Source organism: Sphingomonas sp. R86520 (assembly GCF_042466285.1).
GTDB lineage: Bacteria > Pseudomonadota > Alphaproteobacteria > Sphingomonadales > Sphingomonadaceae > Sphingomonas.
Genome location: NZ_JAXHBZ010000001.1, coordinates 3,303,771 through 3,327,694 on the forward strand (window position 1 = coordinate 3,303,771; position 23,924 = coordinate 3,327,694).

Annotated in this window: 26 protein-coding genes; 15 read left to right on the top strand and 11 right to left on the bottom strand. The window is 64.8% G+C overall.

Features of this window, described 5'->3' with window-relative positions:
• Positions 1-16: 16 nt before the first annotated feature.
• Positions 17-850 carry a glutaminyl-peptide cyclotransferase gene (locus tag SJY41_RS15100; RefSeq protein ID WP_380783042.1) on the bottom strand — a complete coding sequence of 278 codons (834 nt, stop codon included), beginning with the start codon at positions 848-850 and terminating at the stop codon, positions 17-19.
• Positions 851-899: 49 nt separating this feature from the next.
• The gene (locus SJY41_RS15105; RefSeq protein WP_380783043.1) at positions 900-1,760 is read right to left on the bottom strand and encodes a cold-shock protein; all 861 of its coding nucleotides are present in this window, start codon (positions 1,758-1,760) and stop codon (positions 900-902) included.
• A 304-nt stretch (positions 1,761-2,064) separates the two neighbouring features.
• Here SJY41_RS15105 and SJY41_RS15110 point away from each other — a divergent pair, with 304 nt between their 5' ends.
• The 6 genes from SJY41_RS15110 (at position 2,065) to SJY41_RS15135 (ending at position 7,897) form a co-directional block, all read left to right on the top strand.
• Positions 2,065-2,685: a ribonuclease D gene (locus tag SJY41_RS15110; protein WP_380783044.1), complete on the top strand. Its 621-nt coding sequence runs from the start codon at positions 2,065-2,067 to the stop codon at positions 2,683-2,685.
• Positions 2,685-3,338 (top strand): LPS export ABC transporter periplasmic protein LptC, encoded by a 654-nt coding sequence (gene lptC / locus SJY41_RS15115; protein WP_380783045.1) that lies wholly within the window; start codon positions 2,685-2,687, stop codon positions 3,336-3,338. The genes SJY41_RS15110 and lptC overlap by 1 nt, the downstream gene beginning before the upstream one ends.
• Before the next feature lie 5 nt (positions 3,339-3,343).
• Positions 3,344-3,883, top strand: a complete 540-nt coding sequence (locus tag SJY41_RS15120) for an LptA/OstA family protein (RefSeq protein WP_380783046.1) — start codon at positions 3,344-3,346, stop codon at positions 3,881-3,883.
• Between the two features lie 108 nt (positions 3,884-3,991).
• Entirely contained in the window at positions 3,992-4,774 is a 783-nt protein-coding gene (lptB, locus tag SJY41_RS15125) for an LPS export ABC transporter ATP-binding protein (RefSeq protein WP_380783047.1), read from the top strand.
• 180 nt (positions 4,775-4,954) lie between these two features.
• Entirely contained in the window at positions 4,955-6,454 is a 1,500-nt protein-coding gene (gene rpoN / locus SJY41_RS15130; RefSeq protein WP_380783048.1) for an RNA polymerase factor sigma-54, read from the top strand.
• Positions 6,455-6,517: 63 nt separating this feature from the next.
• On the top strand, positions 6,518-7,897 hold the full coding sequence (locus SJY41_RS15135) for a DUF418 domain-containing protein (protein WP_380783049.1): 1,380 nt from the start codon (positions 6,518-6,520) through the stop codon (positions 7,895-7,897).
• Between the two features lie 12 nt (positions 7,898-7,909).
• On the opposite strand, the gene SJY41_RS15140 is transcribed toward SJY41_RS15135, so the two are convergent.
• Positions 7,910-8,908 carry a ligase-associated DNA damage response exonuclease gene (locus SJY41_RS15140; protein WP_380783050.1) on the bottom strand — a complete coding sequence of 333 codons (999 nt, stop codon included), beginning with the start codon at positions 8,906-8,908 and terminating at the stop codon, positions 7,910-7,912.
• An 88-nt stretch (positions 8,909-8,996) separates the two neighbouring features.
• Complete coding sequence (locus SJY41_RS15145) at positions 8,997-9,602, bottom strand: hypothetical protein (RefSeq protein ID WP_380783051.1); 606 nt, start codon at positions 9,600-9,602, stop codon at positions 8,997-8,999.
• 91 nt (positions 9,603-9,693) lie between these two features.
• Here SJY41_RS15145 and SJY41_RS15150 point away from each other — a divergent pair, with 91 nt between their 5' ends.
• The 6 genes from SJY41_RS15150 to SJY41_RS15175 all read left to right on the top strand — a co-directional run bounded on the left by SJY41_RS15150 (position 9,694) and on the right by SJY41_RS15175 (position 16,129).
• Positions 9,694-12,117, top strand: coding sequence for a ligase-associated DNA damage response DEXH box helicase (locus SJY41_RS15150; protein WP_380784158.1), 2,424 nt, complete (start codon positions 9,694-9,696; stop codon positions 12,115-12,117).
• Positions 12,118-12,249: 132 nt separating this feature from the next.
• A complete protein-coding gene (locus tag SJY41_RS15155; RefSeq protein ID WP_380783052.1) occupies positions 12,250-13,080 on the top strand; it encodes a hypothetical protein in 831 nt (276 codons plus the stop codon).
• Positions 13,081-13,162: 82 nt separating this feature from the next.
• The gene (locus SJY41_RS15160) at positions 13,163-13,684 is read left to right on the top strand and encodes a ferritin-like domain-containing protein (RefSeq protein ID WP_380783053.1); all 522 of its coding nucleotides are present in this window, start codon (positions 13,163-13,165) and stop codon (positions 13,682-13,684) included.
• A gap of 162 nt (positions 13,685-13,846) precedes the next feature.
• Entirely contained in the window at positions 13,847-14,614 is a 768-nt protein-coding gene (locus SJY41_RS15165) for a histidine phosphatase family protein (protein WP_380783054.1), read from the top strand.
• A complete protein-coding gene (locus SJY41_RS15170; protein ID WP_380783055.1) occupies positions 14,611-15,492 on the top strand; it encodes an NAD(P)H-hydrate dehydratase in 882 nt (293 codons plus the stop codon). The genes SJY41_RS15165 and SJY41_RS15170 overlap by 4 nt, the downstream gene beginning before the upstream one ends.
• An 85-nt stretch (positions 15,493-15,577) precedes the next feature.
• On the top strand, positions 15,578-16,129 hold the full coding sequence (locus SJY41_RS15175) for a PRC-barrel domain containing protein (RefSeq protein WP_380783056.1): 552 nt from the start codon (positions 15,578-15,580) through the stop codon (positions 16,127-16,129).
• Positions 16,130-16,145: 16 nt separating this feature from the next.
• On the opposite strand, the gene SJY41_RS15180 is transcribed toward SJY41_RS15175, so the two are convergent.
• The gene (locus SJY41_RS15180) at positions 16,146-16,736 is read right to left on the bottom strand and encodes a TetR/AcrR family transcriptional regulator (protein WP_380783057.1); all 591 of its coding nucleotides are present in this window, start codon (positions 16,734-16,736) and stop codon (positions 16,146-16,148) included.
• A 189-nt stretch (positions 16,737-16,925) separates the two neighbouring features.
• On the opposite strand from SJY41_RS15180, the gene SJY41_RS15185 reads away from it, so the two are divergent.
• A complete protein-coding gene (locus SJY41_RS15185; protein WP_380783058.1) occupies positions 16,926-17,603 on the top strand; it encodes a type 1 glutamine amidotransferase domain-containing protein in 678 nt (225 codons plus the stop codon).
• Between the two features lie 146 nt (positions 17,604-17,749).
• On the opposite strand, the gene SJY41_RS15190 is transcribed toward SJY41_RS15185, so the two are convergent.
• The 5 genes from SJY41_RS15190 to SJY41_RS15210 form a co-directional block, all read right to left on the bottom strand.
• Positions 17,750-18,817, bottom strand: coding sequence for a 5-(carboxyamino)imidazole ribonucleotide synthase (locus SJY41_RS15190; RefSeq protein WP_380783059.1), 1,068 nt, complete (start codon positions 18,815-18,817; stop codon positions 17,750-17,752).
• A gap of 11 nt (positions 18,818-18,828) precedes the next feature.
• Complete coding sequence (purE, locus tag SJY41_RS15195) at positions 18,829-19,284, bottom strand: 5-(carboxyamino)imidazole ribonucleotide mutase (protein ID WP_380784159.1); 456 nt, start codon at positions 19,282-19,284, stop codon at positions 18,829-18,831.
• Between the two features lie 223 nt (positions 19,285-19,507).
• Positions 19,508-20,194, bottom strand: coding sequence for a 2,3-diphosphoglycerate-dependent phosphoglycerate mutase (gpmA, locus tag SJY41_RS15200; protein ID WP_380783060.1), 687 nt, complete (start codon positions 20,192-20,194; stop codon positions 19,508-19,510).
• Between the two features lie 103 nt (positions 20,195-20,297).
• Complete coding sequence (locus tag SJY41_RS15205; RefSeq protein WP_380783062.1) at positions 20,298-21,416, bottom strand: M14-type cytosolic carboxypeptidase; 1,119 nt, start codon at positions 21,414-21,416, stop codon at positions 20,298-20,300.
• An 11-nt stretch (positions 21,417-21,427) separates the two neighbouring features.
• Entirely contained in the window at positions 21,428-22,054 is a 627-nt protein-coding gene (locus SJY41_RS15210; protein ID WP_380783063.1) for a DUF4136 domain-containing protein, read from the bottom strand.
• Between the two features lie 157 nt (positions 22,055-22,211).
• Here SJY41_RS15210 and ykgO point away from each other — a divergent pair, with 157 nt between their 5' ends.
• On the top strand, positions 22,212-22,337 hold the full coding sequence (ykgO, locus tag SJY41_RS15215; RefSeq protein ID WP_003046794.1) for a type B 50S ribosomal protein L36: 126 nt from the start codon (positions 22,212-22,214) through the stop codon (positions 22,335-22,337).
• A 4-nt stretch (positions 22,338-22,341) separates the two neighbouring features.
• A complete protein-coding gene (locus SJY41_RS15220; protein ID WP_380784160.1) occupies positions 22,342-22,956 on the top strand; it encodes an HAD-IA family hydrolase in 615 nt (204 codons plus the stop codon).
• A 180-nt stretch (positions 22,957-23,136) separates the two neighbouring features.
• Here SJY41_RS15220 and SJY41_RS15225 read toward each other — a convergent pair whose 3' ends face one another.
• Positions 23,137-23,736 carry a L,D-transpeptidase family protein gene (locus tag SJY41_RS15225; protein ID WP_380783064.1) on the bottom strand — a complete coding sequence of 200 codons (600 nt, stop codon included), beginning with the start codon at positions 23,734-23,736 and terminating at the stop codon, positions 23,137-23,139.
• Positions 23,737-23,924 lie beyond the last annotated feature (188 nt).

Below are 23,924 nucleotides of genomic sequence, written 5' to 3' on the forward strand. Positions count from 1 at the left end.
GGCCGACCGCTACGAGTTACTGTGGCGCGGCGGCGATCTTGATCTCGAACAGCGTGGGCCAGTATTTGCCCGTCACGAACAGCCGGTCGGCCTTTGCGTCCCAGGCGATCCCGTTCAGCACCGCTTCTGGATCGGTCGCTGCGACTTCGGCGACCAGCGGGCGGAGATCGATCACAGCGGTGACCTTGCCGGTTGCGAGGTCGACGCGGACCAGGAAGCCGGTGTGCCAGACGTTCGCCAGCAGCGCGCCGTGGACATATTCGAGTTCGTTGATCTGGCTCAAAGGGCGGCCGTCGATCGTCACCGCGACGCGCTTGCGTTCGGCGAGCGTCAGCGGATCGCGAAAAATGATGTCGGGGCTGCCGTCGGACTGGAGCAGCGACACGCCGTCGCTCGTCAGGCCCCAGCCCTCGCCCTTGTAACTATTCTGACCCTTCGGCTTCAGCGTGCGAGCGTCCCAGCGATGGGCGATGCCGTCATGCCAGGTGAGGCTGACGAGCTGGTTCTTCCACAGCGCAAGGCCTTCGCCGAACTCGGCAGGGTCAATTCGGGCCTTGGCGAGGATCTTGCCAGTGGCGAGCGAGACGCGGCGAACGTCGGATTGACGCTCCTGTCCCGTACTCTCGTACAGCGCACCGTCGTGCCACAGGAGACCTTCGGTGAACGCGGTGCGATCATGGGGGTAGCGTGCGACGATTGCCGCCGAGAACACCGGCACCCGGGTCGGCTCGCGGGGGGTAGGCCCGCGCGGGACTGGCGCCGCGACCTGCCCGGCTCGGGCCATCGACGACAGCGACGATGATGAAACGAGAACGGCCGGCCCCGCCAAAGCGAGACCGGCCGCAATCATTATCCTACCGAACACGGTACGGATCAGCGTTCTGAGTCAGTCAGCTGGATCAGCCGCCTGCGCTCAGGTTTACCGCTGCGTACTTGCCGCGACGATCGACTTCGAGCTCGAACTCGAGCTTGTCGCCCTCGTTCAGCGTCGCCATGCCGGCGCGTTCCACGGCCGAGATGTGGACGAATGCGTCAGGCTGTCCGTCGTCGCGCTGAATGAAGCCGAAGCCCTTCATCGCGTTGAAGAACTTGACCGTACCGGTCGCCTTCTCACCGGTGAGCTGACGCTGTGCGCCACCTGCACCACCATCACGGTCGCCACCACGGGGCGCGCCCGGGCCGGCATCACGGTCACGCGGCGGGCCGCGATCGGTGACGGCCATCGGCTCGCCGTCGATCTTCAGATCGGTTGCCGAGATACGGCCACCGCGATCGACGAGCGTGAAGCCGAGCGGCTGACCCTCGGCAAGAGCGACCATGCCGGCCTGCTCGACGGCGCTGATGTGGACGAACACGTCCTCGCCGCCGTCATCGCGAACGACGAAGCCAAAGCCCTTCTGCGCGTTGAAGAACTTTACGACGCCGGTGCCTTCGCCGACCACCTGGGGAGGCATGCCGCGACCACCGCCGCCGCCGCCACCGCCCGAGAAGCCGCCGCCACCGCCGCCGCCGCGGTAACCACCGCCGCCGCCGCCGCTGCCGCCACCGAAGCTGCTGCCGCCGCCGTAGCTGCTGCCACCGCCGCCGCCATAGCTCGAGCCACCGCCGCCGCCATAGCTGCTACCGCCGCCGCCGAACCGATCGCCGCCACCGCCAAAGCTGCTGCCGCCGCCGAACTCGTTGTCGCCGCCGCCGAAGCTGTCGCGCTTGTCGCGGCCACGCCCGCCACGGTTCCCGCGGCCACCTTTATCGAAACCCATAAGCTCTGTTCGTCTTCCCGGTTCGCCCGCAAATTTCTCAAAACCCTTGTGCCGGACGACGAACGCGGGTTTTCCAGCGCGAAACCTTTTGCGCCTTGAGGGGACCCTTAGCGCAAAATACAAGCCGTCGCGAATAGATTCTGACGTATTAGGCGGCGATATGGATCGATACTGATACAAGTGTCGCTCATCAGCCACGGCTCGTCGCAGACGTGATCAAAACGCCATTTTCTCGCCCGATTCCGATACGCGGCGGTCATTACGGCCATTGAGCGTTCGGCGCCGGGCCGCTACGGCCAGCGTCATGACAGTTCATCTCTACGAAGGCGATATCCCCGCCGATCTGTTCGCGGCCGGCGCCGCGATCGCCGTCGACACCGAGACAATGGGACTCATCACGCCGCGCGACCGGCTTTGCCTCGTCCAGCTATCGGACGGCGGTCCGGACGAACATCTCGTCCGATTCGCCGCCGGTGCCGGCTACGACGCACCCAATCTGAAGGCGCTGCTGGCGGATCCAGCGCGCGTGAAACTCTATCATTTCGGCCGATTCGATATCGCTGCGGTCCAATATTATCTCGGGGTCGTCGCGGCCCCGGTCTATTGCACCAAGATCGCCTCGCGACTGATCCGCACGTATACCGATCGCCACGGCCTGAAGGAGCTGGTCCGCGAACTGCTCGGCCAGGACATTTCGAAACAGCAGCAATCGTCGGACTGGGGCAGCCCGGAGCTTTCGGACGCGCAGAAGGACTATGCCGCCTCCGACGTGCGCTTCCTCCACCGGTTGCGCACCGAGCTCGACAAGCGCCTGATTCGCGAAGGCCGCATGGAGCTTGCCCAAGCGTGCTTCGACTTCCTGCCGACTCGCGCAGCGCTCGATATTGCGGGCTGGCCCGAGATCGACATCTTCGCGCACGCCTGATGGATGTGCCGCCGCCTTCTCCGGTTGCCCGTCGTGCCCGTACCGCGCGCCAGGACTGGGCTGCGCCGGGAGGCAGTCATGACCGGCTGGTCGCGATCGCGCGACTCGGCCTGCCGACCGCGATCGGCGTGCTGGCGGCATTCCTGGTAATGGCGCCGTTGACGGCAGGAGGCGACGTGTCGTTCCTGCTCGACAAGAACAAGGTCGACGTCGCACAGGAGCGGATGAAATTGCAGGCGGCGCAGTATCGCGGCGAAGACAGCAAGGGGCAGGCGTTCACGCTCGATGCGAAGTCCGCGATCCAGAAGAGCTCGGCCGAACCGATCGTGCAGCTCAACCAGCTGGCGGCACGGATCCAGCTGACCGATGGTCCCGCCAATATAAAGGCGAATACAGGTCGCTACGACATGGACACCGAGAAGGTGCAGCTGTTCGGTCCGCTGAACGCGACTGCGGCCGGCGGATACGACCTGAAGACCACCAACGCGACGATCGACATGAAGGCGCGCACGCTCGAAAGCGGAGGTGCCGCGACCGGTACCGTCCAGCAGGGGACTTTCAGCGCGAACAAGCTGCGCGCGAACCTCGAGGAACGTACCGTCACGCTCGATGGCAATGCCCGCTTGCGGATCGTGCCCAGAGGGCCGAAATAGCCGCCATGCGCGCGCCCCTCATCTTAATAGGCCTGTCCGCCCTGCTTTCCACGACCGCGGTCGCTCAGCAGGCGCACAACTCCAACGCCCCGATAAACTTCGGCGCGGATCATATCGAACTGCAGGACAAGGCGAACCGCGCGGTGCTGTCGGGCAATGTGTCCGTGAAGCAGGGGGAGATGACGCTCAATTCGGCGCGGATGACGGTGGCGTATACGGGCCAGGTGATCGGCGGAAACCCACAGGTCTCACGCCTCGATGCATCGGGCGGCGTGACGGTGAAGCGTCCCGACCAGACTGCGCGCAGCCAGTATGCGATCTATGATCTCAACCGCCGGGTGATCACGATGCTCGGCGCGGTGACGCTGACGCAGCAGGGCAATACCGTCAACGGCGGTCGCCTCACGATGAACCTCGATACCGGCCGCTCGGTGATCGACGGCTCCTCGGTCGGTGGCAGCGGCGGCGCGACCAACGGAGGAGGCACGGTGACACAGACCGGCGGGCGCGTGACCGGCACCTTCTCGGTCCCCAAGCGCGACTGAGTCTGCACTAGACGGCGTTGGGGCTTCCCTCCGGCGGCGCGGTCATGCATGTTTTCTGCCAACCCGTGCCGAATTTTCGGCAGATGATCTTTGCAAGGGCCTGATCCCATGGACGCCACCACGCTGCCGCCGATCGAAGCGGTAGAACCGATCAGCGAACAGCCCGTCAGCAACGGGTTGCAGGTGGTCTCGATCGCCAAATCCTATGACAAGCGCGTCGTGTTGACCGATGTGTCGGTGTCGGTCGGGCGCGGCGAAGTCGTCGGTCTGCTCGGCCCCAACGGCGCGGGCAAGACGACGTGCTTCTATTCGGTGATGGGCCTCGTAAAGCCAGATTCGGGTCGCATCATGCTCGATGGTGAGGACATCACGAAACTGCCGATGTACCGGCGCGCGATCCTGGGGCTCGGCTATCTGCCGCAGGAGACCTCGATCTTCCGCGGGCTGACGATCGAGAAGAACATCCTGACCGTGCTGGAACTGTCGGAGCCCGACAAGGCCGCGCGGCAGCGCAAGCTCGATACGCTGCTCGACGAGTTCGGCCTGACCCGGTTGCGGGCGGCACCGGCGATGGCGCTGTCGGGGGGCGAGCGGCGGCGGGCGGAGATCGCCCGAGCGCTCGCGGCGGATCCGTCGATCATGCTGCTCGACGAGCCGTTTGCAGGCATCGATCCAATCTCGATCGCCGACATCCGCGATCTGGTGAAGGACCTTAAGCGCCGCGACATCGGCGTATTGATCACCGACCACAACGTCCGCGAGACGCTCGAAATCGTCGACCGCGCGTACATCATCTACGACGGCCGGGTGCTGTTCTCAGGTTCGCCGGAAGAGCTGGTCGCGGATGCGAACGTGCGGCGGTTGTATCTCGGCGAAGGCTTCTCGCTTTAAGACTATGCAAGCCGCCCCGCCTCTCAACCGTCATCCCAGTGAAAGCTGGGATCTCCCGGCGAGGGCGCGTGCGCTAGCCGCGGGAGACCCCAGCGTTCGCTGGGGTGACGGATTTTGGTGTGAGGGAGCGGCGATCCAGCAGGGTCGGCTGGGTTATCGGCTTGACCAGCAGCGCCCGGCATGAGTCTCGCCCCCCGCCTGGACATCCGCCAGTCGCAGTCGCTGGTGATGACCCCGCAGCTCCAGCAGGCGATCAAGCTGCTGGCATTGTCGAACCTGGAGATCGAGGGGTTCATCGCCGAGGAAGTCGAGCGAAATCCTCTGCTCGAGGCAAGTGCGGCCGAGGACGGCGACGCACCGGACCGTGAACCTATCCCCGAAGTTCGGGACGAACGCGTGGCCGCCGACGACCTGGTCTCCGGTACGGGTGCCGGGGACGAACCGACGCTCGACGTCGACTATGCTACCGAAAGCCACCAGCAGGACAGCGTCGCCGACGGCGGTAGCGGGATGGATGGCGCACTCTCAATGACCGACGCGAGCGCTGGCGGCACAGGCGGCGAGGACGGGCCGGATCTCGACGCGTTTGCGGATACCAGCCTTAGCCTGGCGGATCACCTGCTCGCTCAGGCTGGCCCCGCGGTACACCGCGACGATGCGTTCATCGCCGCGCATCTGATCGATCAGATCGACGAGGCGGGATATCTCACGGTATCTTTGCTCGATATCGCCAATCGACTCGGCGTGGCGCTGGTGCGGGTCGAGAGCGTGCTCGCGATCATTCAAACGTTCGACCCCACCGGCGTAGGCGCGCGCGACCTAGCCGAGTGCCTAGCGTTGCAGGCGCGTGACGCGGACCGCTACGATCCCTGCATGGCGCGATTGATCGACAATCTTGACCTGCTTGCGCGCGGCGAACTGACGCGCCTCAAACGGATGTGCGACGTCGACGACGAGGACATGGCGGACATGATCCGTGAACTGCGTGGCTATGATCCCAAGCCGGGCTGTCGCTACGGCGGGGAACCTGCGCAGTCAGTAACGCCAGACCTGTTCGTCGCGCGCACCAAGGCTGGTTGGGCGATCGAGATCAACGCATCGACCCTGCCCCGCGTATTGGTCAATCGCAGCTACTACACCGAATTATCGGGCGGGCAGCAGGACAAGACGTCCAAGGCATGGCTGAGCGATTGCCTCGCCAGCGCGAACTGGCTGGTGAAGGCGCTCGACCAGCGCCAGCGGACGATCATCAAGGTCGCGACCGAGATCGTGAAGCAGCAGGAAGCGTTCTTCCTGAAGGGCGTCGCGCACCTCCGTCCCTTGACGCTGCGCCAGGTGGCGGACGCGATCGAAATGCACGAATCGACCGTCAGTCGCGTGACGAGCAACAAATACGTGTCGTGCGCGCGCGGGCTGTACGAGCTCAAATATTTTTTCACGAGCGCGATTCAGTCGGCAGACGGCGGCGAGGCGGTCTCGGCGCAGGCTGTGAAGTCCGCGATCAAGGCGCTGATCGACACCGAAGGCGCGAAAATCCTGTCGGACGACACGCTGGTTGAACTACTTAACGCCAAGGGCTTCGACATCGCGCGAAGGACCGTGGCAAAATACCGCGAGGCACTTGGTATCGGGAGCTCCGTGCAGCGGCGGCGCGCGCGGACGCTGGAGGGCGCCGGCTGACGCTTGCCTTACCCCGCGATAGGCCTAGCGTGGCGCCAGTCATCTCGGGGGGGGCCCAGAGCGATGAACGACCAAGCCATAGGCGACGAGGCTGCACGAGCGGTACTGAAGGCGACCGAGCCTGACGGGGCGCCACGGATTGCGGTGCTAGACATTCTCCGGGGGATCGCGATCCTCGGTATATTGTTCATGAATATCAACGATATGGGCGGCTCACTCTGGGCATCGTTCAGTGATTTTCGGCTGCTCGGCTGGACCGCCGCCGATCAGGTCGCGTGGTATCTGCGCGAGGTGATCGCGAACGGCACGGCGCGCTGCATGCTGGAGATGCTGTTTGGCGCCGGGATGGTGATCCTGACCGACCGGGCCGCGCTGGCGGCGGGCAAACGCGTCGTGATGAAGCGCTATTATGTCCGCAATCTGCTGCTGGTCGGGTTCGGACTGGTCCACATCTTCATCCTGTTGTGGCCGGGCGACATCCTCCATACCTATGGTCTCGCGGCGATGATCGCGTTCCTGTTCCGTCGCATGCGGCCGCGCTGGCTGATCACGATCGGTCTGATCGCCGCCGTGGCGCAGTTCGGCGGCGGCGGATATTTTGGCTATTATCAGGGCATGCACGAGCGAACGCAGGTCGCCGCGATCGAGGCTGCGCACGCCGCCGGCCGGCCGGTCTCGGCGGACGACCGCAAGCTGCTGGCCAAGGTCCAGGCCAGCGCGGCGAAACGCGCAAAGTCCAAGGCCGAGGACCGCGCGAAGGTCTTTGCCGAGAACACCGCACGCACCAACAGTTTTGCGAGCTGGGCGGCGATGCAGTGGAGCGTCATCGTCTATTTGGAGACGCACGGGTTCGAACTGCTGTTCGTTTGGGAAGCCGCCAGCGTGATGCTGATCGGTGCCGGGCTCTACAAGCTCGGAATCCTGCAAGGCGCCCGATCCCGGGGTTTCTATATCCGCATGACGGTGATTGCCTACGCCGTCGGGATCTCGCTGAGGGTGATCGGCGCGATCGAGCAGACGCGCTTCGACGACGCACCCAAGACGATGTGGGCAACCGTCGAGATCGCGCGCGAGGCGACGACGCTCGGCCATGTCGGCGCGGTCAACCTGCTGGTGGCGACGGTCTTCGGCGCGAAGTTGCTACGCCCGTTCGTCGCCGCAGGACGGACTGCGCTCTCGATCTATATCCTGCAGACGATCATATGTCTGTGGATCCTGTTCCCGCCTTTCGGCTTCGCCTTGTACGGACGCTTCGGCTGGGCCGGGCTGATGGCCACCGCAGTGGTGGTGAATGCCGCATTGCTGTGGCTTGCCAACGTCTATGTGCGGACATTCGACATTGCGCCGGTCGAATGGGCATGGCGATCGCTGGTCGAGCGCCGCAAGCTGCCCTGGCGAAAGCCGGCGGCGCGCATGTTACCGGCCGAACTCAGCCTGGCCTGAAATCGGGGACGCTCAGTCGTCCTCATCCTCGAACCCGACCAGCGCCAGCGCGCGCGCCTTTATCTGGCGGGTCATGCACCAGTGGACCAGCGCATCCTCGCGGCCGTGCGTGACCCATACTTCCTGCGGGGCAATCTCGGTCAGCGTGGTGATCAGTTCGTCCCAGTCGGCGTGATCGCTAAGGATGAGCGGCAGTTCGACGTTCTTTTGCCGCGCACGTCCCCGCACGCGCATCCAGCCGCTCGCCATCGCGGTGATCGGGTCGGGCAGCCGCCGCGACCAGCGATCGTTGAGTGCGCCGGGCGGGCACATCACGACGTGCCCGGCCATGTCCGCCTTCTTCGCGTCGGCAACGGGAAGGAGTTCGCCGAGCCGGACGCCATGCTCGGCATACAGGTCGCAGAGGCGTTGAAGCGCGCCGTGGATGTAGATCGGCGCCTCGTGGCCACGCTCGCGCAGTTCGGCGATCACGCGTTGCGCCTTACCGAGGGCATACGCGCCGACGACGACGCAGCGATCCGGATTAGCATGGAGCGCGGCGATCAGCTTGTCGATTTCGTCGCCAGTGTCGGGGTGGCGAAACACCGGCAGGCCGAAGGTGGCTTCGGTGATGAAGACGTCGCATTTGACCGGCTCGAACGGCGTGCAGGTCGGATCGGGACGGCGCTTGTAATCGCCCGAAACGACAATCCGCTCCCCGCGATAGTCGAGGACGATCTGAGCCGAGCCCAGAACGTGGCCCGCGGGAACAAAGCCGATATCGACCTCTCCCATCCGGATCGTCTCGCCGTACGCGACCGGGTGGCCAGCTTGCGGGCCATAGCGCGCGTCCATGATGGCTAATGTCTCGGGCGTGGCCCAGACGGCATCGTGACCTCCACGCGCGTGGTCGGCATGCCCGTGAGTGACGAGGGCCTTGGCGGTCGGGATCGAAGGATCGATCCAGGCGTCGATCGGCTTGACGAGAATGCCGTGCGGGTGCGGTTCGAGCCAGTCGCCAAGTTTTGCCATGGGGGTAGTACGCGTGAATGGGGGAAGCGGTGCCGCGGGATCGCCAACGCTTGAACATCTGAGTCCCCGGCTGCGCTGGGAAGACGGATCAGCGCCGCCGCCCGACCTTTATCGTCGCCAGGATCGCGTCCATCTGCCCGGCCGCAACCGCCTGGGTCGCCGCATTGCGTGGCGGGGGCGGACCCGCCTTTACCGCATAGGTCACGCGATCGATCGTATAGCAGGCGCCGTTTATGACGCTGCGCAGGTTCGTCGCGCTCACCTGCTGGCTCATGCCGGCGTCGCCATTGGTGTAGACGGTCCAGCGGTGGCCGCCGAGCATCCTGTCGGGCAAGCGCCGGCCGTTGCCCGAAACCATCCCGTCGGTACCGCATTTCGCGACCACCGCCGCGCTTCGGCTGAAGCCCATCTGGATCATTTCGGTTACCTGCCCCTGGCCATCGGTCGGCTTGGCAACCTGCCAGAAGCGAACGATCCCGACGCCGCGGCCGATCGGCCTGCCGTCCCACATCTGTCGCCATCCGCTGTTCATCAGCGCGCGGCCCGCGAAGTTGCGGGTCGGGGTAACGCTCGACGAATGCGACAACCGTACCAAACCCCCTGCACCGACGAACGACTTGGTCTGCGCAGTAGCGTTGGCGAACGGCAGGAACGCGAGCAATGGCAACGGCAGAAGGTAGCGGAAGAGCGACACCGAGGGTCTTTCGATAGAGAACGCGGTCAAATTGGCGGTCGTTATGCGGGCGGTCCATAGCGGTGCGGCGCGACGCCCCCATATGACGACGATGCGTGAACAGGCCGTGAGCGACCTTCCCCCCCTCCTGGAAAACTGGTTTGTCACGCGGGGTTGGCGGCCGCGTCGGCACCAGCTCGACATGCTCGCCGAGGGTCGCGCGGGGCATCATGCACTGCTGGTGGCGGCGACCGGCGCGGGGAAGACGCTTGCCGGATTCCTGCCAACGCTCGCCGAACTGATCGAGGCACCTACGCGCGGGCTGCACACGCTGTATGTCTCGCCTCTGAAAGCGCTGGCGGTCGACGTACAGCGCAACCTGCTCACCCCGATCGAGGAGATGGGCGCCGACATCCGGGTGGAGACGCGCACCGGTGATACCCCGTCCGATCGGAAAGCGCGGCAGCGGATCAAGCCGCCGCAAATCCTGCTGACGACGCCTGAATCGTTGTCGCTGCTGCTGAGCTACCCCGACAGCATCACGATGTTTGAAGGCATTCGCACGATCGTGGTCGACGAGGTGCATGCGTTCGCGACCGGCAAGCGCGGCGACCTGCTCTCGCTCTGCATGGCACGGCTGCAGAAGATCTCGCCGGGGATGCGCCGGGTCGCGCTGTCGGCGACGGTCGCGGATGCCGATGGCTATCGGGCATGGCTCGCACCCGATGGCGATATCGACCAGGTCGCGATGGTCCAAGGCGAACCCGGCACGGATCCAAACATCACGATCCTGCTGCCCGAGGGTCGCATCCCCTGGTCGGGCCATTCGGGCCGCTACGCCGCGGCGCAGGTGATGGCGGAGATCGAGGCGCACGGCACGACGATCGTGTTCTGCAATACGCGCAGTCTGGCCGAACTGATCTTCCAGGATCTGTGGAAGGCGAACGCGAACAACCTGCCGATCGGCGTCCACCACGGCAGCCTCGCGCGCGAAGCGCGGCGCAAGGTCGAGGGCGCGATGGCGGAGGGGAAGCTGCGCGCGCTGGTTGCGACCGCCAGCCTCGATCTCGGGGTCGACTGGGGCAATGTCGATTGCGTGATCCAGATGGGCGCGCCGAAAGGATCGTCGCGATTGCTGCAGCGGATCGGTCGCGCCAACCACCGGCTCGACGAAGCCTCAGAAGCGATCCTCGTCCCCGGCAACCGCTTCGAATATCTGGAATCGCGCGCGGCGCTCGACGCGGTCGAGGCAGGCGAACTCGATCCCGACCAGTTTCGGGTCGGCGCGCTCGACGTGCTGGCCCAGCATGTGATGGCATGCGCGTGCGCCGCGCCGTTTCGCGAGGCCGATCTGCTCGACGAGATCCGCTCCGCGCTTCCCTATTCCGCGCTGCCGACCGAGACGTTCGAGCGCGTGCTCGGCTTCATCAGCGACGGCGGCTACTCGCTGAAAGCCTATGACCGCTTCAAGCGGCTGACCAAGGACCAGGATGGAACCTGGCGCGTCAGTCACCCGAAATTTATCGGCCAGCACCGCCTGAACGCCGGCATCATCGTCGAGGCGACCATGCTCAACGTGCGGTTCGGCAACGGTCGCGCGCTGGGCCGGGTCGAAGAGGCGTTCGCGGCGCAGTTGAGCAACGGCGACACGTTCTTCTTCGCCGGTCTCAGCCTGGAGGTCGTGAAGATGGACACCGAGGATCTCGTCGTCCGCGCAACCTCGAAGCCCGCGCGGATACCGACCTATGGCGGCAGCCGGATGCCGCTGTCGACCAACCTCGCCGACCGGGTCCGTGGATTCCTGGCGCAGCCGGACGAATGGGCTCGCTTCCCCGACGACGTGCGCGAATGGCTCGAATACCAGCGGCTTCGATCGGTATTGCCCGAACCCGGCCAGCTGCTGGTCGAGACCTTCCCGCGCGAGGGCCGCAACTACATGGTCGCGTACAGCTTCGAAGGGTGGAACGCGCACCAGTCGCTCGGCATGCTCATTACCCGCCGGATGGAAACGCAGGGGCTGAAGCCGCTCGGGTTCGTTGCGAACGACTATGCGCTCGCGACCTACTCGATCGAAAAGGTGACCGACCCGGCGTCGCTGTTCTCGGCTGACATCCTCGAACATGAATTCGTCGACTGGGTGCAGCAATCGAACCTGTTGAAGCGCGCGTTTCGCGAGGTCGCGGTGATCGGCGGGCTGGTCGAGCGGCAGCATCCGGGCAAGCGCAAGACCGGTCGGCAGGTGACGTTCTCGACCGACCTGATCTACGACGTACTGCGCAAATACGAACCGTCGCATCTGTTGCTGGAAGCCGCCTGGGCGGATGCACGGGCTCGGATGACCGATGTCGGACGCCTTGCCGGGCTGCTCGACCGTGCAGCGGCAACGATGCTGCACGTCGATCTCGAGCGTGTAACCCCGCTTGCCGTCCCGGTCCTTACGTTGATCGGGCGCGAGAAGGTGTCGACCAGTTCGGCTGACGACGCGCTGTTGATCGAGGCGGAGGCCTTGGCAGCCGAGGCGATGCGCATCGACTGACCGCGCAGGCGGGGCGGTGACGAGATGGTGGCGCGAGAGTCATATCTCACCACTTCGGCGCAGGATGGAACGCAACCCCTGTCTGGCCGAGACCAGCCTAGCTCTCGGTGAGGAACCGTATAAGCTGCAAGCGTGAGCCACGAAGCCCGACTGGCCGAGAAAGCGCCGCGCGGGTCGCGACGTCGTCCTCCTGATCGTTCTGCGCTTGCACTGGCGGTCGGCGTGCATGGCGCGGTGCTTCTGCTGTTCCTGACGGCACGCGAGACGGCGCCGCCAAAGGCAGCATCGCCGGCCGCGCTCGCGGTGTTCGACATCCTGCCACCTCCGCCCGCCCCGACCACAAGCCTGCGCCCGCCACAGCCTCCAGAACCACGAGCACGGCACGTGTCGAAGGCTGCTGTTCACGAGGCTGGGGAATCGCCATCCGCGGCGCCACGCCAGCGCACGACTTCGGTCGATGCCACGTTGTCGATGCTGGTATCGCTCCGCTCGTCGGCGATGACGTCGTCGTTCGGCAATATCGATGCGACGGGGGTCTTCCCGTTAGGATCGACCGGTGCCGGCGACGGTGTGGGCGACGGCAGAGGCGACGGTGATGCGGTTGGCATAGGGATAGGCAAGGGCTTCGGGTTGGGCCCGCCGCGCTATGCCCGTGCCGAATGGATCCACACGCCCAGCTTCCAGGAGATGCTGGGGTATTGGCCTGCTGGATCGCGGGAGCGGCGGATCGGCGGCAGCGTCGAATTGGCCTGTATCGTGCCGAAACCGGGCAAGCCGAAGCGGTGCTGGATACTGTCGGAGCTTCCTCAGGGTATCGGATTCGGTCGAGCGGCGCTTGCTATGTCCAGTATATTCCGGATCAAGCCCGTGCTTCGTAACGACGATGTCCTCGATATGCCCGTCATCGTTCCCATCGTCTTCCAAGTTCCACCGATACCGAAGGGTACGGCGCCTAAACAGTGATCCCGATCAGTACGAGTTTCCGAAACCAAGACCGTGGCGTGACGTTGTCTCGGTCTGGAAACACTTCATGATGGAGCATCCCATGGCCACGCCGCGTAACGATGTCCTGCAATCCGTCTTTATCACCGGTCTCAAGAACGTTCACGGCGTCGAGCACCAGGCACTCGCACTGATCGACCGACAGCTGAACCACCTGACCAACTATCCCGAGGTCGCCGACAAGCTGCGCAAGCATCGTGTCGAAACCGAACAGCAGATCGTTCGGGTCGAGGAAATCCTCGACGGTTTTGGCGAGAGCCGGTCGCTGCTGAAAGACGCGGCGTTGACGCTGTCGGGCAACCTCGCGGCGATCGCGCACGTGTTTGCGCCCGACGAGATCCTGAAGAACAGCTTTGCCAACTTCGCCTTCGAGAATTTCGAGGCGGCGAGCTACAACTCGCTGATCGCGTTGGCCGACGCCGGCGGCTTCGGCAAGGCAACCCCATTGCTACGCACCTCGCTCGGTGAAGAACAGGCGATGGCGGCGTGGCTCGACGAGCATAACGCTGCACTCACGTTGCAATATGTCGAACGGCGCGCTGCCGGCGAAACCGCCAGTCATTGAGCCAGGCTGGGTCGGCGCGCGCGGCGGAGGCAGATGCGACCGGCCTGCTGGAATGCAACGGTCCGCCGCTTGACGACGTGGCGACCCGTCGAGGCGTATCGAGGGAGACGAAGGCGTGAACTATCCGGAAAGCGTGACCGTTGGATTGCAGGGAGGCGGTGCGTGACCGGTGCGCGCTGGCCAAGCCGACTGTGGATCGTCCGGCACGGCGAAAGTGCGGGGAACGTCGCGCGTGATGCGGCGCATCTGGACGGCGCCGAACGGATCGTGCTGGACGCTCGCGACGTCGACATCGCGCTATCGTCGCGTGGCGAAGACCAGGCACGGGCACTAGGTGCCTGGTTTGCCGCCAAACCCAGCAACGAGCGACCGGACGTTCTCCTCGCATCGCCCTATGTGCGCGCCAGGACGACTGCCGAACTGTTCCGGGAGGCCGGGGGTGCAGACCGCGGCGAAGCGATCTGCACCGACGAGCGACTGCGTGAGAAGGAGTTCGGCATCCTCGACGGATTGACGACCGCGGGCGTCGCGGCGCTCGAACCGCAGCAGGCCGAATTGCGCAGGCTTCTCGGTAAATTCTATCATCGCCCGCCGGGTGGAGAGAGTTGGTGCGACGTCATCTTCCGCTTGCGATCGGTGATGGACACCGTGGCGCTGCATTATGCCGAGCGGCGGGTGATGATCGTCGCGCACCAGGTGGTGGTGCTATGCCTGCGGTATGTGATCGAAAATCTCAGCGAGGAGCAAATTCTCGCGATCGACCGGGAGGGCGATGTCGCCAATTGCTCGGTGACGGAATACAGGTTCGATCCGACCGTCGGTCGCGATGGCGGACTGGCACTGCAGTCCTACAACCTGACGACGCCGGTCGCGCACGATGCAGTCGATATCACTGCCGAGCCTGAGCGAACCGTGGGTGTCAGGGGGTGACCGACGCCCAACGCCTCGACAGCCGCTGGATCGCCGCGAACCCGCCGCCCGTCCACGGCGACGGCACGACCAAGAACAGCCGCGGCCGGGTTCTGGCGATCGGCGGCTCACGCATGGTGCCGGGTGCGCTACGCCTCACCGGCGAGGCCGCGCTTCGCGCCGGGGCGGGCAAGCTTCAGATGGCGACGATCGAATCCGCGGCCATGGGTCTTGGTCTACTGGTGCCCGAGGCAGCCGTTTTGGCGCTTGGCGAGGACAGCGACGGCGAGATCGTCGGGGAACGCTGCGAACCGCTCGAAAAATCGCTGGACACCTGTGACACCGTGGTGATCGGCCCCGGCATCGGTTCGTCGACTGCCGCGGCCGCAGCGCTTCGCTTGGCGCTGTCCAATCGACGCGACGACATGACGCTCGTCGTCGATGCGATGGCGATCGGCTGTGCTCGCGACCTGCGCGGCGCACTCGCCGGGTTCCGGAATCGTCTGGTAATCACGCCCCATCACGGCGAGATGGCGACGTTGACCGGCCGCGACGAAGGCGAGATCGCCGACGCGCCCGAGGCCATCGCGGTCGAAATTGCCGCAGAGTACGGCGCCATCGTCGTCCTCAAGGGCAGCGAAACGGTGATCGCGGCGCCCGATGGCACGGTATTGCTCTATGGCGGGGGCGGAACGGGTTTGGCGACCGGCGGCTCCGGCGATGTCCTGGCGGGCGCAATCGGCGGACTCCTGTCGCGCGGCACGTTACCACCGGTGGCCGCTGGCTGGGGCGTATGGCTTCACGGGCAAAGCGGTCGCCGGGTAGCCACGACCAGCGGGCCAATCGGGTTCCTGGCGCGTGAAGTGCCTGGCGAATTCCCGCGCCTGCTGCCGCAATGATCCCGTCCGGACCACTGATAACTACAGGGGACGCGGGGCAAACCGGCGCCCAGATCGATCGAAAGCTCATTTCAGGACTGGCAGAATGGTAGACATCGCAGGCTGGATCGCGCTGGTCGCAACGTGCGTCGCAGCCCTCATGACAGCTTCCAACCTAGGCGCGCGCGTCACCGGCTGGGGCTTCGTCATCTTTACCGGGGGGGCGTTGGCCTGGATCGTCGTCGGCTTCATCACCGGGCAAACCCAATTGCTCTACTCGAACCTGTTCCTCGCGGCGGTCGACATATTCGGCATCTGGCGGTGGCTGGGACGGCGAGCGCGGATCAGCGATGCATCGCGAGCGGAAGAAAAGCTGAGTGCCCGTCAACCAGGTGACGACCTATTCTCGGTAGCCGGGCTGGATGGCCTGCCGGTCAAGTCGCAGGACGGTGTTGTGGTGGCTCACGCGGTCGACGCTCTCGCTGCCTGTATCGAGGGAAGGATAGGCTATCTCATCGTCCGCGTGGGCGGGGTCGGCGGGGTCGGTGAAACGCTGCACCGCCTCCCCTGGGCGGAGGTCACCGTGACGGACGGAGAGGTACGCACCGATCTGGCAGCCGCCGCGATCGCGCGCCTTCCGGAAGCCGCCGCGAGATGAACGCCAGTAGCCTGATCTACCGGCCCGTCAGTCCGAGCATTGGTCGCGTCGCCTGAAGCGCTGTCTCGAACGGTACCTCGGTGCGGACGATCTTGACCATCACGCTCGCGCCCAGCCACAGATAATAGAGGGAGGTGGCAACGTCGGACGCCGGTTGCGTGACTGAAATCGTTCCGTCCATCACACCGTGGTCGATCGCCTGGGTCATCCGCGTTATGATGCCGTTCGTCCCGGACTTGAGCGCAAGGCGCATGGGTTCCGACAGGTCCGCAACCTCGGCCCCCAGTTTCACCGCGAGGCAGCGCCCCTGGCAGTCCAGGGCTCCCTGGTTCTCGCGCCAGGCGGCGAAATACATCATCAGACGTTCGCCCATGGTCAGCCCCGGCTTTGCGAACAGCGCGTCCATGTCGTCATGATAGCTGGTGAAATACGTCGCCAGCAGCGCTTCGCCGAACGCGTCCTTCGAGCTGAAATAATGATAGAACGACCCCTTGGGTACGCCCGCATCCTTCAGGATCTCGGTCAGACCTACCCCGGAAAACCCCTTTCGGCTCATGATCCGCTGACCGGTCGCCAATATCGTCGACCGCGCATCCTGTTCCTGCATTGCTGATACCATGCTGCGCCAATACGCCGCGTTAGACCAGTTGTCTATAACCAAACGACCAATCGTATACTCACTAGACGACCGGTCTATTTTACTCTAGCTCGTGGCTGCGGGCGATCGGTTGAGACGGGGCGATCGCTGGAAACGAACGTCGCGGATCCTCCAGCCGCACAACATAAAGGAAGTCGCATGAAGATCCTGATGGTCCTCACCTCGCATGACCAACTCGGTACTACGGGCCGCAAGACCGGCTTCTGGCTCGAAGAGCTTGCCGCGCCATATTACACCTTCAAGCAGGCTGGTGCCGATATCACGCTAGCTTCGCCCAAAGGCGGCCTGCCGCCGCTGGATCCTAAGAGCAACGAACCCGAAAACCAGACCGACGACACGCATCGTTTCGAGGCGGACGCGGAAGCGATCGCGGCACTTGCGAACACGCTCAAACTGTCCGACGTCACGGCGGCCGACTTCGACGCCGTCTTTTATCCAGGCGGTCATGGTCCGCTGTGGGATCTGGCGGAGGACAAGACGTCGATCGCTCTCATCGAAAGCTTCCTTGAAGCTGAAAAGCCGGTCGCTCTAGTCTGCCATGCGCCCGGCGTTCTCCGTCACGTGAAGACGCCAGCGGGCCGCCCCCTGGTCGAGGGCAGAAAGGTCACGGGCTTTGCCAATTCCGAGGAAGACGCTGTCGGCCTGACCGACATCGTGCCGTTCCTTGTCGAAGATGAGCTCAAGGCACGAGGCGGTATCTACTCACGGGGCCCGGACTGGGGTTCGTATGTGATCGAGGATGGCTTGCTCATCACCGGGCAGAACCCCGGCTCATCGCCCGCTACCGCACGGGCGTTGATGAACGCGCTGGCGTGATCGTCGTGCCGAACGCCGCGGCGTAACGTAGGTTAGCGGTCCGATACCGACACGTACGCGGTATCGGACCGCTAAAGCCCAACGCACTCAATTCTCCAGCGCTTCTTCAACACGCATCCAAGCCGGCAAGTCCGGTGTGCCGGGCTTTAGCGGACGATGCGCGTTACATGACCCATCTTGCGGCCGGGCCTGGCCGTGCCTTTGCCGTAGAGGTGCAGGTGCGCACCGGACTCGCCAAGCAGTTCTTGCCAACGATCGGCATCGTCGCCGATCAGATTCTCCATCGCCACGTCGCGCCCGGTCAGCGTCGTCGCGCCCAGCGGGAGACCGCAGATCGCCCGGATGTGGTTTTCGAACTGCGAGCATTCCGCCCCCTCGATCGTCCAGTGGCCGGAATTGTGCACGCGGGGTGCCATCTCGTTGAAGACCGGGCCGTCGGCGCCGACGAAGAACTCGCAGGCCAGTACGCCGACATAGTCGAGTTCGGCCGCGATCCGCTCGGCCAATGCAACGGCCTCTTCGGCTTGGGCCAGCACGGAGGCGGGTGCTGGGACGGTGGAGTGGCGGAGGATCGCGTCGCGGTGGACGTTGAGCGGCGGGTCGTAGCGTGAGACGCTGCCGTCGAGACCGCGGGCGATCAGGATCGAGAATTCATGGTCGAACGGTATGAACGCCTCGAGCACGGCCGGGCCGCCGATCGTGTCCCAAGCCGCCTGAGCCGCGTCTGGCGTGTCGATCTTGACCTGCCCCTTGCCATCATAGCCGAACCGCGCGGTCTTGAGCACGGCGGGCGTGCCGACCGCCTCCAGGCCACTCAGGAGCGATGCGAGGCTGTCGACGGGCGCCCAAGGTGCCGGACGGCCGCCGACGCTTTCCACGAAGCGTTTCTCGCCGATCCGCTCCTGTGCCACGCGGAGGGCGCGCGGGCTCGGATGGACGGGGACGCGCTCGGCAAGCCATTCGACCGGCTCGACCGCGATGTTCTCGAACTCATAGGTCACCACGTCGCAGGCGTCGGCGAAATCGGCGAGCACGATGCGGTTGTGATAATCGGCGCGCGTCATGGTCGAGGCGGACTGCGCGGCGACGCTCTCCTGGTCGGGCGCGAGGACGTGCGTGTGATAGCCGAGCTGCGCCGCGGCGGTGGCGAGCATGCGGCCGAGCTGACCGCCGCCGAGGATGCCGATGGTCGATCCGGGGGGAAGCGGCGTCATGTGAGCGTCTTTCAGGCGGGGTCGGTGGCGACGGAGTCGGTCTGCGCCGCACGCCACGTCTTCAGGCGAGTGGCCAGCGCGTCGTCGGCGGTCGCGAGGATCGCGGCGGCGAGCAGCCCGGCGTTGATGGCGCCCGGCTTGCCGATCGCGAGCGTGCCGACGGGGATGCCGCCGGGCATCTGGACGATCGAGAGCAGGCTATCCATGCCCTTCAAAGCCTTCGATTCGACGGGCACGCCAAGCACCGGGAGGTGAGTCATCGAGGCCGCCATGCCGGGCAGGTGCGCCGCCCCGCCTGCCCCGGCGATCACCACCTTGAGGCCGCGGTCGGCGGCGGTCGTCGCATAGTCGTAGAGGCGTTGCGGAGTGCGGTGCGCGGAGACGACCTTGGTCTCGTAGGTGACACCGAGTGCGTCGAGCGTCTCGGCGGCGTGGCGCATCGTCTCCCAATCGGAGGTGCTGCCCATGATGATGCCGACTAGAGCCACTATCGCCCCCCTGTTCAAGGAGCGCCGTGCCTAGCGACGGGAGGGGCATTGGGCAATGTTGTTGGTGGTCTACGTGTGATGCGATCGTGAGGACCCAAACCCGTTCCCCCGCGGAGGCGGGGGCCCAGGATCACGAACGGTATCGTCTGTAATCCTGGGCTCCCGCTTTCGCGGGAGAACAAGACAAGAGAGGTCGGCAGTATCAGCGCTCGCGGAGGTAGTAGCGGTCCGTCGCGTTCAGGTCGGCGTCCAGCTCATACACGATCGGCTGGCCGGTAGGGATCTCCAGCCCGGTGATCTTGTCGTCGGGGATGTTCGACAGGTGCTTCACCAGCGCGCGAAGTGAGTTGCCGTGCGCAGAGATCAGGATGCGCTGGCCGTCCTTCAGCGCAGGGGCGATCCGCTCGTCCCAGTACGGGAGGACGCGCGCGATCGTGTCCTTGAGGCTTTCGGTCTTGGGAATCGCGATGCCGTCGTAACGCCGGTCCTTGGACAGGTCGAACTCGCTTCCGTCGTCAAGAACGGGCGGCGGGATGTCGAAGCTGCGGCGCCAGACGTGGACCTGTTCCGCGCCGTGCTTGGCCGCAGTCTCCGCCTTGTCGAGGCCGGTGAGGCCACCGTAGTGCCGCTCGTTCAGGCGCCAGTCCTTCTCGACCGGGAGCCAGAGCCGGCCCATCGCTTCCAGCGCGATGTTGAGCGTCTTGATGGCGCGGGTCTGAAGGCTGACGAAGGTTTGGTCGAAGTCGAGGCCCTTGGCGGCCATCAGTTCGCCCGCGGCCTTGGCCTCGGCCTCGCCCTTGGCGGTCATGTCGACGTCCCACCAGCCGGTGAAGCGGTTCTCGAGGTTCCAGGTGGACTGGCCGTGGCGGATCAGGACTAGGGTCGGCATTTGGGCTCCCGTAAACAGAAGGTTAGGCAGGGTTAGGCCGACGCACGGTCCGATGTCTCGATGACCAGCGCAACCAATCCTCCACTAACCCATTCAAATCGTGTCAGATTTCGTCGATCATGCCGGCGAGCGTCTCGAGCATTGCATGCGCAAGCTGCTTCGAGCGCTCCGGCGACCAGCCGAACGCGGGATCGGGGTTCGCGTCGTGATCCTTGAACGGCATCTCCAGCGTCATCGACACCGCGCCGAAGCGCTCGGCGACCTGGTTGGTCGACATCGACAGGTTCGCCGAGCCCGACGAGGACTTGGGATAGCCCTGCTCGGTCTGGAAATCGGGCGTGTGCGCTGCGAGACGCCGGCCGTACTCGTAGAATTTCTCGCCGTGCGCATCGGTCCAGGACGGGATGCCCTCGAAGCCGGCGATGAAGTTCGCGGGAATTGCCTCGTCACCGTGGATGTCCATCGCCACGTCGACGCCGGTCAGGTCCATCGCGTTGCGTACGCACAGGACTTCGGGGCTCTTCTCGGGCGTCGGGGTGTGCCATTCGCGGTTGAGGTTCACCCCCACGGCGTTGGTGCGCAGATGACCGCGGCGCGTCCCGTCCGGGTTCATGTTGGGGACGACGTTGAAGGTCGCCTTCGCCAGCAGGGCCGCTGTGATCGGATCAGCCGAATCGGTCAGCCGCTCCAAAGCGCCTTCCATCCACCATTCGGTCATCGATTCGCCGGGATGCTGGCGACCGTAGATCCAGACCTGCTTGGGCCCCGAGCCGATCGTGAAGCAGTCGATCGCCTGGCCGTCGAGCGACTGGCCCAGTTCACGGTGCGCGACGCCCGGCAGCAGCGCGGTGCGCGCCACCAACGTCTCGTGCATTTCCATCGTGTAGGGCGCGAAATACGCGAACCAGGCGAGATCGGTGTCGGCGGTGAACTCGAATTCGAGCACGCCATTGTCGTAGCGTGTCTCGATCATCCGCCACGCCTGTCGATCGGTGCTGGCGCGCGTCTTGTAGCCCGGCCAGCCGAACGGATAGGCCGACTTGCCCGCGTTCAGGATGCGGTAGGTCAGCGCGCGACCAGCCGCGCCTGCCACGCGGAAGTAGAACCACTGGAAGAAGTCGGACTGGAAATCGGTGACGATCTCCAGGTCGATTCGGTCTCCCTCGATGGCGACAACACGGATGTTGCCGCCATCAAAGGCTGCGTTGATGGTCGGGATCATGGTTTGCGCGTTCATTTCACCTGAATAGTGCGACCGGACTCGCCGGGGAACCCCATGAACAGCGCGCGGGCGAGCTTGCCGGCCTGGATATCGGTCGTCGCATCTTCCTTGCGCGCATCGGCGAACGACTGGGCGCGGCCTTCCCAGACCGGCGACTGGTCGGCGCTACGCTTGATCGTCACCGACAGTTCGGAGACGAGGATCGCGGTGCGCCCGCCGCCGCCGATCGGGAAGCCGACCCCGCCGCCAAGCCCGAGACCACCACCGCCGCCGCGGCGCCCGCCGCCGCCGGTGAAGCCACCGCCGCCGATGCCGATGCTGATTGGCGACTGCTTGGGCGGGCCGGCCTGCGTCGTCCGGGTGAAGCCGACGGTCGCGACCAGCAGCGGCTTCGCGCCAGGCGCGGGCACGCTATAGCCGGCCTGGAGCAACTGCCCCTGTACGGCGGCGGCGTACGTCTTGAACTCGATGCTGGCAGGGCCACCCCCCGAAAGCGGCTGCACCGCGATCGTGCCGCGGTCGATCGGCTCACCCAAATGGTAACGCAGCACCTCGGTCGGCGGCAGTGACGGGCCGGTCGCGCATGCGGTGAGGGATGCGCTTGCCAGCGCCAGGATCAGGATCGAACGAACCGCCATCGGGACTTCCTTAGAATGTTGCGCTATAGTAACGCTCCGACCAGCCGAGTGGGTTCCCGGATGGCATGAACGTGTCCGTTGCTTGACTTGGACACACCCCGCCATTAGGCGATCCCGTCTTTCCGCACACCTAGATTTGAAAAGAAGCGAATCGATCATGAAGATCCGCAATTCCCTGAAGTCGCTCAAGGATCGTCACCGCGATAACCGCGTGATCCGTCGTCGTGGCCGTACCTACGTCATCAACAAGACCAACCGTCGCTTCAAGGCACGCCAGGGCTAAAGCCCTGATAACGGCCGTCATCTTCGACGTCGGTCGTGTCCTTTACGACTGGGATCCCCGGATCCTGTACGAGCGCCTGATCGACGACGATCGGGCGCTCGACGCGTTCCTGCGCGACGTCGTGACGACCGAATGGCACTTCCAGCACGATGCTGGCCGCAACTTCGCCGACACCTCGGCGGAGCTCGCCGTGTTGCATCCGCAGCACGCCGCGTTGATCGCCGCATGGGGTCCGCGGTTCAACGAGAGCATCGGCGCTGCAATCGCCGGCATGCACGAGATCGTCGCCGACCTGGACGACGCCGGCGTGCCACTGTTCGCGATCACGAACTTCAGCCACGAATTCTGGCCACCCTTCCGCGCGCGTGAAGCGCCGCTGTTCGACCGGTTCCGCGACGTGGTCGTGTCGGGCGAGGAGAAGATGGTGAAGCCGGATGCAACAATCTACCGGCTGGCGCTGGAGCGATTCGGGTTGGCGGCCGGGGATGCGGTGTTCGTCGACGATAATGCGGCGAACGTCGCAGCGGCGCGGGCGTTGGGAATCGAATCGGTGCTGTTTACGGATGCCGCTGCTTTTCGGGCACGGTTGGTCGAGCTGGGGTTCCCGATCGCGACGTAGGGTTTTTCGTCGGTCCAGCCGTGTTCGGCCCATTTGCATACATTATGGCCTCACTCCGCGCAGCGGGGAGCCCATATTGGCAAGCTTCACGGTTTTTCGCAGACATTCAAGGATACGCGTCTCTCCTCCGCGGGGATCACGATGAGTTAGGTGATCAAGCGAAATAGCTTTCTGACAAACTCACTTTTCCAGCGACACAGACTGTCGCAGGTTCGCGACCGCGGTTTCCTGATCCACGACCGGCTCGTAAGGCACTGCGCCACCTTCGAAATCGTCAGTTACCGTCACGGTGGTGCCCACTGACGTCACCCCGAACAGCTTCTTAGCGAACCCCGTCGGCACGCGGATGCACCCATGCGAATCGGGGAAGCCCGGATTATTGCCCGCGTGAATCGCGATGCCGTCCCAGGTCAGGCGCTGCATGAACGGCATCGACGCGTCGTTATACAGGTTGGACTTATGCTCCTGCTCCTTCTGCAGGATCGGATAGGTGCCGAGCGGGGTGTCCTTGCCATCCTTGCCCGACGAGATCGTGGTTGCAGCCACCATCGTCGAGCCGCGGTAGACGAACGCGCGCTGGGTCGAGAGGCTGATGACGATGCTGACCGCCTCGCCGGTGTTGGAGTCCTTCCAGACGAATTGATTGGCGGACAATTCGGTGGCGGCCTCCTCGATCGGCAACGCGATGCTGTCGACGCCCGACGCACTCGCGGCTAGTGCCGGCGGCGCGGCGGCCAACAGTGCCAGCGCCATGCCGAATCCAATTGCCGATCTCGCCATTCTGATCGTCCTTCCGTCGCCTCGAACCCCCTTGCCCGACAGAACGCGCGATTCTCCGGATCGTGCCATCCGCAAAAACGAGTCGATGAACCGACCCTAGATCGGGGTGGTTAGAGGGAACAGACCCACAACCAGTGGAAATCGTTGCAGAATATTCACGAAAAATCCGCTATACCCCTGTCTACGGG

Excerpts from the sequence above, each read along its gene's own strand:
- SJY41_RS15150 (WP_380784158.1), top strand. The coding sequence starts at position 9,694 with ATGCGTGAACAGGCCGTGAGCGACCTTCCCCCCCTCCTGGAAAACTGG.
- lptB (WP_380783047.1), top strand. The coding sequence starts at position 3,992 with ATGGACGCCACCACGCTGCCGCCGATCGAAGCGGTAGAACCGATCAGC.
- SJY41_RS15185 (WP_380783058.1), top strand. The coding sequence starts at position 16,926 with ATGAAGATCCTGATGGTCCTCACCTCGCATGACCAACTCGGTACTACG.
- SJY41_RS15140 (WP_380783050.1), bottom strand. The coding sequence starts at position 8,908 with ATGGCAAAACTTGGCGACTGGCTCGAACCGCACCCGCACGGCATTCTC.
- SJY41_RS15110 (WP_380783044.1), top strand. The coding sequence starts at position 2,065 with ATGACAGTTCATCTCTACGAAGGCGATATCCCCGCCGATCTGTTCGCG.
- SJY41_RS15100 (WP_380783042.1), bottom strand. The coding sequence starts at position 850 with ATGATTGCGGCCGGTCTCGCTTTGGCGGGGCCGGCCGTTCTCGTTTCA.
- gpmA (WP_380783060.1), bottom strand. The coding sequence starts at position 20,194 with ATGCCGACCCTAGTCCTGATCCGCCACGGCCAGTCCACCTGGAACCTC.
- SJY41_RS15180 (WP_380783057.1), bottom strand. The coding sequence starts at position 16,736 with ATGCAGGAACAGGATGCGCGGTCGACGATATTGGCGACCGGTCAGCGG.
- rpoN (WP_380783048.1), top strand. The coding sequence starts at position 4,955 with ATGAGTCTCGCCCCCCGCCTGGACATCCGCCAGTCGCAGTCGCTGGTG.
- SJY41_RS15205 (WP_380783062.1), bottom strand. The coding sequence starts at position 21,416 with ATGATCCCGACCATCAACGCAGCCTTTGATGGCGGCAACATCCGTGTT.
- purE (WP_380784159.1), bottom strand. The coding sequence starts at position 19,284 with ATGGGCAGCACCTCCGATTGGGAGACGATGCGCCACGCCGCCGAGACG.
- lptC (WP_380783045.1), top strand. The coding sequence starts at position 2,685 with ATGGATGTGCCGCCGCCTTCTCCGGTTGCCCGTCGTGCCCGTACCGCG.
- ykgO (WP_003046794.1), top strand. The coding sequence starts at position 22,212 with ATGAAGATCCGCAATTCCCTGAAGTCGCTCAAGGATCGTCACCGCGAT.
- SJY41_RS15160 (WP_380783053.1), top strand. The coding sequence starts at position 13,163 with ATGGCCACGCCGCGTAACGATGTCCTGCAATCCGTCTTTATCACCGGT.
- SJY41_RS15210 (WP_380783063.1), bottom strand. The coding sequence starts at position 22,054 with ATGGCGGTTCGTTCGATCCTGATCCTGGCGCTGGCAAGCGCATCCCTC.
- SJY41_RS15120 (WP_380783046.1), top strand. The coding sequence starts at position 3,344 with ATGCGCGCGCCCCTCATCTTAATAGGCCTGTCCGCCCTGCTTTCCACG.
- SJY41_RS15135 (WP_380783049.1), top strand. The coding sequence starts at position 6,518 with ATGAACGACCAAGCCATAGGCGACGAGGCTGCACGAGCGGTACTGAAG.
- SJY41_RS15175 (WP_380783056.1), top strand. The coding sequence starts at position 15,578 with ATGGTAGACATCGCAGGCTGGATCGCGCTGGTCGCAACGTGCGTCGCA.
- SJY41_RS15190 (WP_380783059.1), bottom strand. The coding sequence starts at position 18,817 with ATGACGCCGCTTCCCCCCGGATCGACCATCGGCATCCTCGGCGGCGGT.
- SJY41_RS15105 (WP_380783043.1), bottom strand. The coding sequence starts at position 1,760 with ATGGGTTTCGATAAAGGTGGCCGCGGGAACCGTGGCGGGCGTGGCCGC.
- SJY41_RS15225 (WP_380783064.1), bottom strand. The coding sequence starts at position 23,736 with ATGGCGAGATCGGCAATTGGATTCGGCATGGCGCTGGCACTGTTGGCC.